We start from the raw sequence: 13,710 nt of genomic DNA on the forward strand, positions 1-13,710 counted from the left end.
CCGCTCGATTTATGTATAAAGGCAAGCCGTGATAGCATTGCCTTTAACACCTTGGTTAAGGTACGGATCATGCTCTAACAGCGCTGGTCCCCTTCGTAATCATGACCTCCAGGTTCTTCACGTTACCGTTGAAGACCAGGTCGATGTGGCATAGATTGCTCTTCTCATCAATCACGAAGCTCATATCGTCTCCGTCCTGAATGATCGAGTTCACCGAACCGCGGTTCGACAGCCACTTGCTCTTCTGACTACTTGGATTGTTGCTGAAGAAGCGGACGATATTCTCATGCTTGAAATCACCGGTCTGATAGCGCAGAATCCGCTCTATATACGTGCTGACCAGTGTTTTGTAGAGAGAATCGAAGCCGTCCTCGGACAGCGCCATGCTTCTGGCCTTATAGACCGTAATACGACGGATATCCTTATCCTGCAGTTGAGCATTCTCCGAGGAGAATACGAAGCCAAAGTTCTTGCGGTTGATCGCATCCTTAATGCTGTTCGTGAAGCCTGTGATCTCCTTCGCCATGGTCGTTACGGTACGCAGACTGTTGTCTCCTGCTTCAATATCGAAGCGAACGCCAGGGAAGTTCTTGTTCACGGTTCTGAAGGATTCTCGCAGATACTCCGGACACTGATAAGCAGCGACAAGACCTGCAGCCACATAGGCAGCACCGACATAGACGCCTTCAATCCACAGCTTCAGAATGTCCTCTTTCTCCTTGGACAGGGTGACGCCTGTATCCGTCTGCATCATTTTGCTATCAATGATGACCCCCGATTTATCCTTCGGAATAATCGTGAAGTTCGGTACACACGGAATGGCGAACTCACTGTATTCCCGACGGACCAGCGGGGCGCACTTATCAATGTAGCGTTCGATGCCCGAGGTGGCCATGCTGTTGAACGTAGTGTCTTCACCCGACTCGAAGTTGAAGAACATCTGAATTTTGTATTCCTGAACGACCTGCATCAGCATCGACAGCGTCTCCATCGAGTAGCCTCCGGTCTTGACGACCTTCTCATTACCCTTGAAGCGCTCACGAGATACCTTCACCTTGCCGATCGATTCCATCTCGATCGAAGGTACAATACCGAACCAGATCGTGTCGGAGAAATCATTCTTGGAGTTAACGGTATTCAGATAGGTCTCCAGACGCGGAATATTGCTGCTCTTGACCAGCATATCTGGCTTGTTATTCGCGATAAGCATGGTAGGGAGCATCCCTTTGTTCTTGGTTGCATATTGGTCGAAGAACATTTTCACACCGAGAATCTTCTCTACCAATGGCTTAACGGCTTTGACAAAATCATCCTTGGCGTTCTTGTAGAACTCCAGGTACGTATTGTAATTCTGTACCTCGATAGCCGTATCGACCTTGTTCTGCACCGCTGGTAACGGTACAAAAGTGCGCACGACCAGATCCTTCACATAGTCGGATGGCGTCTCGGTAATCGAGCTGTAGTCATCTGCGAATACCTCAGTCAATCCGTTAGTTCCGTTCTCATCCAGCAGCATCAGCTCCGTGCTGTCTGCCTTCGGCGCTTCCACGATCTTCAGCTCGCCGCCCTCACCAATGGTCAGGACACCAATCTGAATGGCTTCACCGCTATTGTCCTCCTGCGCTCCCCCAAGGAGCAGCCGGGTCTTGATATCCTCAATGGCCAGCGGAAGCATAGCCATGACATTGTTGTAATTCTGACTGGCTTCCTCGAACATGCCGTTCAGCTTATCGCCCATATCCAGCTTCTTCGGGTCGCCATCGTCCAACTGCTCATATTGTCCGTACAGATAATGGATCTCCTTGCGTACCTGGCGGATATCATCCATGACCTTTTTCGGGGAGATCATATCGAGCAGATTCTCGAACTTGAAATCTACGTTCGTAATGCCCTGACTACGTTTCGTATCAATCAGCGTGAACAGCATTTTCAGGAAATCATTACTCTGATTGACCCGAATCTCCGAGATGCTATCCTCGTCAATACCCTCCGGCTTTTTAAGCGTATACACAACCTTCTGATTGGCAGCATTAAAAAATGAGTATACCGTCGGCGAGAACTTGTCCAAAAATTCATCAAAGCTACGGACCAGGAGGTGCTCGTTAATTTCTTTAATCTTGTCATCACTTAAGCTGTCAATGCCCTTTACATCCCCGACGATCGTAATCAAATCCAGCTTCTCTGGATTAATCTCCTCGAATAGCATCGTTCGGTTCGTTTGATAGATAATCTCCATAAGCAGTCGGCAATCTGGCTGGACCTACCCACAGGTCCTAATAGGCAGGACCTGACTTGCGGCCTGTCTTGCGCCTTCATGCCTCCTCCCCTCTCTGTGATTTCATAGAAAAGCTGGCCGAAGGTCCTTAAAACTAGTAAGTAAAACCTACTATTCCTTCTATTCCAGTTTCTTCCTCGTGTGAAATGTAATATAACGGAAGACCTATTTTTTTGTCAATTTCAGCGTTTTCTTCTTGAAACAGGGTAGAAATACTCATTTCACTACCTAATTACGAACATCCACTAGTTAATTAGAACTGAATCTATTGATGCACCTACATTTTATGGAACAATTTGCCGATAGTTATCTATTGTTCTTACTAAAGGATTATTTTGGAATAGAATATAGTAATTCTCACAGCAATTAATTACTTACTATTTTTAGATTCCTTTGTCCATAAGGGTTTTTGAGTAATTTAGGAGTACATGGGGTTTTATTCTACAGGAAGGAGAGTTTACAAATATGAAAAAGAGGTTTGTGACTATTTTACTGTTTTTTTATTTTTTCTCAGGCAGCATGATTTTATGGCCACAAGAGACTCACGCAGATACTGTCTCCTCCGGTTATGATGCTGTATTCGTACTGGATACCAGCTATTCCATGCGTGAAACGGATCATGACGAGATCGCCTCTGAGGTGATCAATATGTTCATGGACATGAGTGATGCGGATCGCACCCGAGTGGGCTTTGTTGCCTACAATCACCGGATTGTAGCTTCTAGACCTCTCACCTCCATTGCCGTGACCTCACGTAAAAATCAATTGCAGCAGGAGATCGCAACTCTCAATCGCTCAGGTTACACCGATATTGGACTTGGCTTGAAAAAGGGGGCCGAGCTACTTGTGTCTGGCACGCAAAACGGCCGACAGCCGTTTCTGATTCTCCTCTCTGACGGAGAGACAGACTTCGGGCCGAGCTCAGGACCACGAACCAAGGCGGCCTCGGCCAAGGATGTCAGCTCCGTTATTGATTCAGCGCAGCGTAACCAATATCCCATCTACACGATTGGACTTAACCATACGGGAACCGTTAACCGTGAGGAGTTGGAACGCATCGCTACTGAGACAGGCGGCAAGTCATTTATTACAAGCAGCGCGGATGATCTGCCTGAGATATTTAATCACATCTTCGCCGACCAAATTCGCTCCAAGCTTGTTCCTATAGCGGGAATTACAGCCACAGGAGCATTACAGGAAATTACGGTCAATATCCCGGATTCCAGTATGGAGGAGGCCAATCTCATCCTGCTCTCTGAGCATCCGGTGGGAGAAGCACAGTTGTATGCCAGTTCGGATAACATCCGGCGCTACCTGTCTGATCGCTATACCATTCTGAAGATTGAACGCCCCAAGCCAGGTCAGCTCAGTCTCAAGGTTCGCGGTCAGCGTGGTGATCTGATCAAAATCAACCTGCTGGGGAACTATCTCCTCGAGGCCAATGCCTATGTGAAGAGTACGGGCACTAATGTTACTGGGACTAGCGGCAATAGCGATAACGAGCTGTTGAAAGGAGCTCCCACGACCTTTTCTCTGGATATATTGAATCAGGAGGGGCAAAGGCTGGAGGATGAAGCGCTCTACAAAGCAGCCCAAGCAGAGTTAATCATTACAAATACGACTGCATCGGATGCTGCCCCAACAAGCGAGCGAATTCCTATGACACTTGCGAACAAGGGCTTCTCAGTGGATTATACATTTCCTCGTTCAGGCGAATATACGTGGCAGATTCAACTGGATAGCCCGCAATTGTACAGACATAGCACGATTCATCAAGTCACTGCCGTTAATACAGCTCCAGTCGCGGCGGATCAACTGAATGCTTCTGTGACGACGCAGGACGGCTTGGCGCGTGTTGAGCTATCGGAGTATTTTCAGGATGCGAATCAGGATAGCTTAACGTATACGCTGGCAGCTTCCGGCGAGAGCTCGTCGCTAAAGCCGTCTATCTCGGGCACAGCGCTGCTGCTCGCAGCTACGGGTCGAGACCGCATTGAGATTACGGCAACAGACACGGAGGGGGCTGCGACGACAGCGGTTCTTCAATTGCACGTTAAGTCCGAGTATGCAACGATACAGCTGATTAGCATCATTGCAGCCCTTGCAGCTGCTGCTGCAGTGGCCCTGTATATATTTTTGCGGCCCAAGCCGCAGTTCGCCGGTAGGCTCGAAGGTTACTTTTTGACAACGGCCAGTGGAATTGAAATTCCGGTCAAATCTTGGCCGCTTACCTCCTTCCCTGGACGTACCGTGACGCTGCAGGAGCTGTTCCGATTGCTGGATGTACATGAACCGCTGCCTGAAGCGGCCCGTATTACCTTCACAGCAGGCAAGGACGGCTCGCTGATCTTTAAGCACGATACTCGCTGTGCTGTCCAGCATGGCAAGGCCTTAATCGCGCGCAACAAGAAGCTCGTCCTGTTATACAATGACAAGCTTTATATTACCTTCGAGGATGGCGCCACCGAGATTGAGTTGCGTTATAAGGCTATCAAGCCCAATACCAATGTATATACTGATGGAATCCTGATTCAGACAGGATAACCTGCTCTAGCAGGGCGAATTGCAAGGGACAAAGCGTAAAATGTCAACAGAGCAGCGATTCCCCGTTATTGGAGAATCGCTGCTCTGCGTTTTTAGTCATTTGTAGCACAGTGGAGAGGACGGACTGATTGTGGAAAAGCGGCAGAAAGTCTAAGTATATCCTATGTAAAAATAAGGCTGACCCCAGCAGCCATTTCATACTTTTTGGGTCAGCCCCGAAAAATCAGACGTCGCGGACTACCTCTATGCAGCAGATATTCAGCACGCAGCGCCGCCTTGAACCATCGAAGGGAACGAAAGCGCTTATCTGCTTGCAGACGTAGGCCACGCCGGATGACGAAGGGCAGTGGGGACACGCCCATTCGCATAGGCTCCAGCTTGTCCTTGAACAGCCGACCAGGGACATCTGGCGGCGGCGAGCCATTGCAGCAGTAATACATCGTGGCAGCCAGACTGTATATGTCCGATACTGGCCCTTGACGGGAACGATTCGAATAGAACTCCAATGGCGAGAAGCCTGCTGAGGTGAAGATCGGATGCTCCTTGCGCTCATAGCGAGCAGCCGAGCCGAAGTCCAGCAGCTTCACCTGACCATCTTCACGAACCATAATATTCCCTGGCTTGATGTCACGGTGAATGATGCCTTGGGAATGAACGTAGTCCAGCGCATCAATTAACGGCAGCAAGGTGTTGTACAGGAAGGCTCCATCAGCTTGCTTGCCTTGCAGACGAATCAATTCATCCAGTGTATGACCCGGGCAGTATTCCATGACACAATAGGCCGTACCGTTCTCCTCAAAATGGTCGATGTATTGGACAACTCCCGGATGCTCCAGGCTATGCAGAATTTCAGGCTCCTGCAGGAAGTGCTGCAGAAACTCAGCATATTTCGGCTTCAGCAGCAGTGAGGGACAGCTGACCGTACGCTTGTCCTGACTTCGAACAGCCAGAGCGTTCGGATAGAATTCTTTGACAATGACCTTCTCCCGATCCTTCAGCCTTCTAGCTGTATAAATGATCGACAACTCACTGACTGACAGCACCGAGCGAATTTGATATGTATGACGAAGCTTTGTATTTCGGGGAAGTGCATTCCCTTCCAACTCCAGATTCATTCCACGTCCTCCCGCTTGGCGATTTGATGTTGACCTCCGTTGATGTTACCTCAAATTCTTTCATCCAGCTTCCGGGAAGTCAAGAGGAAAAATAACAGCGCTAAGCAATATTATCTGACAATCGCGCAGCTATCCGTAATCAGAGTTACATCAAGTGCAAGACTGTGTAGAGGGTCTACAACCCGAGCGGTACAGCTAACTCCGCTTCATCAATAAACGCAATGCCATATCAATAATTTACAGTTGGTACAATTGGGTGCAAAATGGAACCATTTATCCTTATTCTTTTTCGGCAGTTTAAGCTGAATTTTTTAGTGGGGGTGAAGTCTGCAGCATGATGACAGCTTGTGCCTCAACCTCCACTAGTATACAAAAAAGCTACACCCTCGGGCTTAAAGCCTCCGGGAGCAGCACCTGAATTTCCACACTTCCGCTCATTCGACATACTTGTTATGTTCTCTATCTATATATCTACATATTACTCTTGTCGCTTGTTCTATCTCTAGTTGTCTTATCCCAGCTTCGTATCGGGTCTCATCCGGCGCAGGGCTCCAGATTTTCCCCGGCTCTCCTTAGGCTGTATTCGCTGACCTGGGGGCTGTAAAAATAGGGCAATGACGAAGGATATCACGCATAGTACTGCAATTACTGTGAAGGTAGGCACGAAGCCACCCAGCCAGGCTGCCAGAAAAGATCCCGTTAGTGCGCCAAGTCCGAAGCCCTGATACACGATGCCATAATTCTTGCTCTGGTGCTTCAGACCGAAGAAATCTGCCACGATAGCTGGAAAGACGGTAATATTACCACCAAAGCAGAAGGCGATAGCCGCCACGCAGCCGAAGAACAGTCCGAAATTCAGTTGTACGGTACTCAGAACCCCTACACTAATGGCGGTAACGAGTAACGTACCTGCGATTACCTTCATACGACCAACCTTATCAGATAATGCCCCCAGAATAATGCGACCTGAGGTATTAAAAATAGCTACCATAGCTACAGCATTTGCGGCAGTCGCCACATCCAGACCCGCCAGACTGACACCGATGTCCTTCACGACACCAATGAGATACAGGCCGCTCATGCAGGCTGTGAAGAAGATGATGAACAGTAGATAAGCCTGCTTCGTCTGCAGCATTTCCTTAACCGTATAATTCCGACCGACCGCGGCTTGACCCGGAGCAGCTGCGGGCGCCACAGCAGCTTCGCGAATAAGGAATGAACCGCCTGCAATCATCACCGTCACGATCAGCCCCCAGAACAAGAAGGCCTGCGAAGGTCCCACCTGCTGTAGCAGGGCTCCGTTAATATATTTGAATAACAGACTTCCTGTGCCATAGGCCCCCACCGATACTCCTGAGATGAGTCCCTTGCGATCCGGGAACCATTTGATGAGATTCGATAAGGTCGTGATATACGCGGTTCCATCGGCATAGCCTACGACTACTCCTGCCAGCAGGTACAAGCCGAGCAGTGAGGACACCTGCGAGCTAAGCATAAGTCCGGCACCAAGCACCAGTCCTGCCGTGAGAATCAGACGTGACAGTCCCCAACGCTCCTGAAGCTTGCCAGCGAACAGCGTTGCGAACGCCAAGGCAAAGCTCGTAATGGAAAATGTAATGGCCACGGAGCTGAGCTCCCAGCCGAATTGGTCAGCGAGCGGTTGATTGAACAGGCTCCACGTATAAATAGTGCCCAGACCCATCTGCACAATAATCGTCCCAAGTATTATCAACCAGCGTTTGTCTTGCTTGGATGTCATAGCCATCTCCTCTTTCCGACAAAATTCGGTTCGTAAGAGGAATGCTTCCATCCCTGATTGCATGACTGCTGAATGCGGTATCATTTCCCGTGAAAATCTCGTCAATCATCGCTTATCCTGGATGATACATCATCACGTATCCGAATTCCTCTTACCTCCGCAGTATAACGCTGAAGCAAGAGCTACGACTGTCTGATGCATGAAATGCCACAAATCAGGAATGAAATGCACTCAGAGCTGCATCAACTGCCGGAACTCCTTCGCCTTGCTACGACTCACCGGAATTTCTGCCTTCAGATCTGTCAGTCGTAGCAGATAGGTATGATTGAACCAGGGTACGATCTCGCGGATTTTGGATAGATTCACGGTATAGGAGCGATGGCAGCGAAAAAAGACTCCCTGTGGCAATCGTCCATGAAACTCGGAAATGCTCATCGGCATTGTAAATTCCTCGTTCCGGGTGTAGACAAGCGTGACCTTCTCGCTAGCGACTGCATAATAGATATCATCAATGTCCGTCACAATGATGTTCTCATTCTTCCACAGATTCATGCGGGCAGATGCCATTCCGCCCTTCTCAGGTTGAGCCGTTCCTTTCGGAGCCGCCTCGGCTGTGGATTCAGGCAAGAGGGCATGGTCACGTGCATAGGTACTCTCCAGTCGAGCCAGCATCGCTGCGATTCGCTTCTCATCATAAGGCTTCAGAATATAGTCGAAGGCCTCCAGCTCGAAGGCTTGAGCCGCATGCTCTTTATATGCAGTAGTAAAAATGATATAGGGCTTCTTCGCGAATTTGCTGATATGGCTTGCCAGCAGCATTCCATCGAGGAAGGGGATGTTGATGTCAAGAAATATGGCGTCGATGTCATGATCCTGCAGGTATTTCAATACATCAAGCCCATCCTCTAGACAGGCAGTTATCTCCAGACTGCTGTGCGTCTTGATCAGGTATTCCAGCTCCTCGCGGGCTGGTCTCTCGTCCTCTACAATAATCGCTCTCATGAATTCTCCTTTGGAATGTCAAAATAAATCTCGGTACCAGGCGATAGACGTCGAATGGCAAGTCCTTCCCCATACATGAGCTTCACCCGCTGATGCACATTGTACAGTCCAATCTGCTGTGTAGGCACCTGCTCCTGATAGAGGTTGGTGATGACCTCCTCTGGGATGCCGATTCCTGTATCTTGAACACTGATGCGCACATGATTCTCATGCTCCTTGACGGATATTTTCACAGATCCTGGTCCTCTGTTCTTCAGAATCCCGTGATTGATGGCATTCTCCACGAGCGGCTGAATAAGCAGACTCGGGATCTGGACATGCACCTCATCCAGGTCGTACTCAACCTCCAGCCTGCTGAAGCGAGCCTTCTCAATCTCTACATAATCCTTGACCTGCTGCAACGCAACCTGAATGTCAATGCGCTCATCCGTCAGCTCCAGATTATAGCGCAAGAATCCAGACAAATTAATAATGAGCTCACGGGCCTTGTCTGGCCTCGTACGAGTCGTCGCAGCGATGGCATTGAGCGCATTGAACAGGAAATGAGGATTGATCTTTGTCTGCAGTGCCTTCAGCTCCGCTCTGTTCGCCTCCGCCTTGATCTGCTCCACACGAGATACCTCCATCAAGGTCGAGATGATCTGGGACAGACCCACAGCCATCGTCTGCAGCGGATAAGTGATACGGTAAGCCTTCTTGTAGTAAATTTTGAGTGTGCCCGTCACTTCTCCTCGTTCCTGCAGCGGAATGACCAGCAACGATTGGATTTGCGGAGTCTGATCGTCGGCAATATGATTATGGATAGCGATCTGACCACTGCGAATGACTGCTTTGGTCACGTCGCTGCCGATCTGATGACCATTCTGGTAGCGCTCCTCTCCGAAGCCTACATAAGCCAATACATTATGGGCATCGGTGATGGCCACTGCATCAGCCATGATGTCCCGCTTAATGATACTGCAGATGGTTCGCAGTGACTCACTGTTGATGGACCGGAAATACGGAAGTGTCTTATTCGCGATATCCAGAGCAAGCTTGGCTTGTCTCGCCGCGATCATCTCCTTCTCCCCCTCCACACTCTGCACGAGGAGCACGATGAAGCCCACACTGACCTGACCGATAATCATCGGCAGACTAATTCTGGACACAATGTCCATACCTAATGAATAAGGCTCTGCCATCATCAGGATCAGCAGCATAGTGAGCCCCTCACAGACCATCCCTACTGCGATCCCTGCAATCCAGCGTCGTTCTTTGGGGACACGTCGATTAATGACACCAGATACCAGCCCGGCCATGATACTCGTAATCAGACAGGGGATCGAGGTCACTCCTCCAATATCAATCAAGTAACGATGCACTCCAGAGACAAGTCCAGTCATGATTCCCACCCAAGGACCGAACAAAATACCACCCGACATGATTGCAATAATTCTGACATTCACGAGCGAGCCTTCTACTTCAATGCCTGAATAGGTACCGAACAAGGCGAACGCGCAAAAGATAGCCGTCAGAATCGCAAGCTCCCCAGGCGAATGCTTGTCCCGTTGCAGGGTCTCCTTGAATCGCGGAATACGGGTCAGGAAGAACAAGCAAATGAGCAGCAGTGCGGCCCGCTCGAACAATTTCAGCAGCATTTCCAATGTATCATTCACTACAAGGATGCCTCCCGGATCAACAATTAATAACCCGTCCCTGACCAGTAGTGTCGGGAACGGGCTTCTTCTGTACTCAAGCATAGCATGAACTGAACGCTAGGGACCAGCCTATTTTAGTTATGCTTTATAGCTATGCTAATATGATGACTTTTGTTTAAAAGTGAGATCCTTCTACATATTCTAGTATTATCCTTAGAGTATATTCGGTATTTGCTCACTGTGAAGAGCTTCTGACGATATGTTATTAATTACTTATCCTCTTGGGTACTCCAACCTTCATGCTTATGCCGTACCTCTGCTGATACAATCAGACCGCATTCAATCTGAATGCGAACCAGCTTTTGAATCGGAATGACTGTGTAATCCATAGCTTGCTCCAGCTGCTCGCTCAGCTCACATAGCTTCTCCAGCCCCTTCTGCCTCGCTGTCGTTAGTGCCCGAAGAGCTGCCTCATCTGCACAAGATTCTAAGGGGCCACGAGATAGGTGCTCTAGCTCGAATTCACAGGCACGAATAACCAGACCGAGAGCAAGCCCGTAATAAAAGGAGGCCACCTCAAGGTTAGTGAACAGCTGTGATACCGTCGCGGGACGATAGGCATCCGGGAGATTCTCAGCCCATTTCAGCTTGGCCGCACCGTCTTGCCCACCCTGCAGCAATATTTGCTCCACCAGCTTCGCGAATGGATTGTGTCTCTGAAGCAATCGACGTACATTCTTTAGAATATCCTCCAGGTTCTGCTGCTCCCTCTGACTCTGTTCAACATGCTGTCGGATGGCCTCAACCCTTGTGACCTCGCTATCTTTCACATTTTCTATCCGTGGATCAAAAAAATAAGGCAGCTCTGTTAGGAGCGTCACACAATCTCCTGTTCGCATCAGAACGTAATCTGCGCTGCTCGTTCCACAATCAAACGCCGCAGGATTGCCGCCATATTGCTCCAGATAATCGTAGGCCTGTCCGGCACTTAAATGATGATAAATCGCAGGGGCATACTCGATAACCGAGGGCGATTCGGGCTCCCCCATACTAATGGGTACCTGCTGTCTGCGAGTAGCCCCGTACAAAGCTTCGTATATAGACGGCATAGGCTCAGACAAATACCAATAAGCGCCCCCAAAGCCTGTATTGTGCAAGGAATACATGAATTTGGGCTTTGTTTCCTCTATAAGTCTCATGAGCACCTCTGTCTCAGGCAACGGGCTGTCAAACTCCAGAGCCTTATGCTTCACCGGAAAGGTCCATTCCACCTGCTCGGTGCCGACTGGGCGGAAATAATGGCGCATGTAATTGTACAGATTGAAGGGCCCCTTGAACCAGCCTTCATTCAATCTTGTCCCATCAGGATCAATGCATTTGATCATGTACCACGTATACCCCAGTTCCTCCCGCAGCTCTTGATCCTCTGCCAGCAGACGTGAAAAATATTCTATGCTCATGGCCCCAATGGGTTCATTAGGATGAGGGCATGCGAAGCATAATGCATTCAGTCCGCCGTTCCCAATGCACAAACCGAGAATGGGATGACCTTGTCTTGACACGCCCGCCTCGAAAACCTTGACCACATCTGGGTATTCCTCAGCTAACCTACGGGTACTCGCGTCCAGCTCATCCACCGTCATAAAGGCCTGATAATCAGGTACACCTTCCAGAATCCGCTTCATATCCACCATACGGTCCGTCTCCTTTAATCTTGTATCATGCGCACATAGTTGTATTCACTGAACCCTGTATATCCTACTGCCTCTGCAGAAGCTGGATCTCCCTTGACGTATTCATGTACCGGATTCATGCTTATCCACTCCGAGACTGGATAGATCGGCATATCGTCAGACAATATCCTCTGTACCTCTTCGTAATGAACTTTGCGTGCCGTTGGAGCAGTGAGCAATGCCGCCTGTTGGAGTGCCTCATCCAATTTTGCATTGCTATATCCCATAATATTGTTCGAGCCACTGGTGCTGACACGATTGGCAATGGCCCCTACATCCGGACCTTGATAGCCTCCCAGCATACTCATATCATAATTGCGGCCTTGAACCACTTCCTCCTGCCAGGCAGCATACTCCTTCACCTCGATCTGAACATGAATGCCTGCCTGCTGAAGCTGATCCTTAATAACCGTCGCCATATCCGAAAATGTCCCGTCCTGAAACAGCTTAAAGCTAATTGTTAAGTAATTGCCTTCCGCATCCGGCTTCAGACCTGCCTGCTCCAGCATTTGACGTGCTTTTGCCGGATCGTACTCTGGGAGCTTATACTGCTCACTCAGCGCCCATGCATACACAGGTGACAGGAAGGAACTCGATGCCTGCCCTTGTCCTTTCATTGCTTTGTTAACAATCTCCTCGTTATTCAGGGCGTAAGCTATAGCTCGACGGACCTCTGGCTGGTCAAACGGAGGCTTTGCCGTATTGAAGACGAGATAATACCTGGAAGGGAAGACTTTCTTGGTAATGTTAATATCCCCGCGTTCCTCCATGCGTGTGACTTCCGTGATGGGCGGATCTGTACCGAATATATCTAGCTCACCGTTGTAGAACGCCTGTACCATAGTATTAGGATCAGGCATAATGGAGAATACCAGACGGTCAACGGACGGAATTTGACCAAAATATTGCTCATTGCGCTCCAGAATCAGCTTGACTCCTGGCGTATATTCCTTGAATTTGAACGGCCCTGTACCGATAGGAGAAATACGGGTGCCTGAATCCCATTGCTCGCCCTGATAGATATGCTCAGGCATAATGAATGTAGCATACCACGCCAGATAGCCGAGGAAGGTTGCATCTGGATGCTTCAGGGTGAGTATAGCTGTGTGTGGGTCTGGTGTACGGACCGATTGAAGGCTGCTCAGATTGTCAACCGCTGCACCTTTTTGCTCCATAATCGAGTCCAGCGTAAATTTCACATCCTGCGAGGTGAACGGCTGTCCATCATGCCAGACGACTCCCTCCTGCAGCTCGAAAGTGATCTCTTTGCCATCCTTAGATACCGTCCATGACCTGGCCAGATCAGGAATGATTTCTTGATTATTATTTAATTTAATAAGACGGCTGTAGATATTTTGAGCAGGAGCATAGAAATAGTCATCTGGACGCGCATCTGGATTGAACGTCTGTGGCTCTCCCGGCATCCCAACAACCACGGTGTTACTACGGCCTGGTCCAGCTAACTTTTCATCTTGTCTAACTTCACCAGCTTCATCATTTTGGCCCCCACTACTGCAGCCTGTCACAAGCACAAGCATGCCAATTACCAGCCAATTGCGAATCGTCAATGCTCCCATCCTCAAGACCTCACTCCTTTTATTAGCTTTACATAGAGCCATTCAAGGCTATCAATCCTGAAAAAGTT

Annotated in this window: 8 protein-coding genes; 1 reads left to right on the top strand and 7 read right to left on the bottom strand. The window is 49.1% G+C overall.

Annotated elements, in window-relative coordinates; translation table 11 throughout:
* Positions 1-67: 67 nt before the first annotated feature.
* On the bottom strand, positions 68-2,236 hold the full coding sequence (locus MKX74_RS20275) for a transcriptional regulator (RefSeq protein ID WP_341179626.1): 2,169 nt from the start codon (positions 2,234-2,236) through the stop codon (positions 68-70).
* Positions 2,237-2,740: 504 nt separating this feature from the next.
* On the opposite strand from MKX74_RS20275, the gene MKX74_RS20280 reads away from it, so the two are divergent.
* Positions 2,741-4,819: a vWA domain-containing protein gene (locus tag MKX74_RS20280; protein ID WP_341179627.1), complete on the top strand. Its 2,079-nt coding sequence runs from the start codon at positions 2,741-2,743 to the stop codon at positions 4,817-4,819.
* A 209-nt stretch (positions 4,820-5,028) separates the two neighbouring features.
* Here MKX74_RS20280 and MKX74_RS20285 read toward each other — a convergent pair whose 3' ends face one another.
* The 6 genes from MKX74_RS20285 to MKX74_RS20310 all read right to left on the bottom strand — a co-directional run bounded on the left by MKX74_RS20285 (position 5,029) and on the right by MKX74_RS20310 (position 13,642).
* Positions 5,029-5,934, bottom strand: a complete 906-nt coding sequence (locus MKX74_RS20285; protein WP_341179628.1) for a serine/threonine protein kinase — start codon at positions 5,932-5,934, stop codon at positions 5,029-5,031.
* Between the two features lie 511 nt (positions 5,935-6,445).
* Entirely contained in the window at positions 6,446-7,693 is a 1,248-nt protein-coding gene (locus MKX74_RS20290) for an L-lactate MFS transporter (RefSeq protein ID WP_341179629.1), read from the bottom strand.
* 231 nt (positions 7,694-7,924) lie between these two features.
* Positions 7,925-8,695, bottom strand: coding sequence for a LytR/AlgR family response regulator transcription factor (locus tag MKX74_RS20295; protein WP_341179630.1), 771 nt, complete (start codon positions 8,693-8,695; stop codon positions 7,925-7,927).
* Positions 8,692-10,350: a sensor histidine kinase gene (locus MKX74_RS20300; protein WP_341179631.1), complete on the bottom strand. Its 1,659-nt coding sequence runs from the start codon at positions 10,348-10,350 to the stop codon at positions 8,692-8,694. Before MKX74_RS20300 ends, MKX74_RS20295 begins: the two co-directional genes overlap by 4 nt.
* Positions 10,351-10,601: 251 nt before the next feature.
* Entirely contained in the window at positions 10,602-12,026 is a 1,425-nt protein-coding gene (locus MKX74_RS20305; RefSeq protein ID WP_341179632.1) for a M14 family zinc carboxypeptidase, read from the bottom strand.
* A gap of 14 nt (positions 12,027-12,040) precedes the next feature.
* Positions 12,041-13,642 (bottom strand): ABC transporter substrate-binding protein, encoded by a 1,602-nt coding sequence (locus tag MKX74_RS20310; RefSeq protein WP_341179633.1) that lies wholly within the window; start codon positions 13,640-13,642, stop codon positions 12,041-12,043.
* Positions 13,643-13,710: the final 68 nt, after the last annotated feature.

It is taken from the genome of Paenibacillus sp. FSL K6-1230, from assembly GCF_038002385.1.
GTDB lineage: Bacteria > Bacillota > Bacilli > Paenibacillales > Paenibacillaceae > Paenibacillus > Paenibacillus massiliensis.

Bases quoted from the DNA above. Each gene is read 5' to 3' on its own strand.
- MKX74_RS20310 (WP_341179633.1), bottom strand. From the start codon at position 13,642: ATGGGAGCATTGACGATTCGCAATTGGCTGGTAATTGGCATGCTTGTG.
- MKX74_RS20295 (WP_341179630.1), bottom strand. From the start codon at position 8,695: ATGAGAGCGATTATTGTAGAGGACGAGAGACCAGCCCGCGAGGAGCTG.
- MKX74_RS20275 (WP_341179626.1), bottom strand. From the start codon at position 2,236: ATGGAGATTATCTATCAAACGAACCGAACGATGCTATTCGAGGAGATT.
- MKX74_RS20305 (WP_341179632.1), bottom strand. From the start codon at position 12,026: ATGGTGGATATGAAGCGGATTCTGGAAGGTGTACCTGATTATCAGGCC.
- MKX74_RS20280 (WP_341179627.1), top strand. From the start codon at position 2,741: ATGAAAAAGAGGTTTGTGACTATTTTACTGTTTTTTTATTTTTTCTCA.
- MKX74_RS20290 (WP_341179629.1), bottom strand. From the start codon at position 7,693: ATGACATCCAAGCAAGACAAACGCTGGTTGATAATACTTGGGACGATT.
- MKX74_RS20285 (WP_341179628.1), bottom strand. From the start codon at position 5,934: ATGAATCTGGAGTTGGAAGGGAATGCACTTCCCCGAAATACAAAGCTT.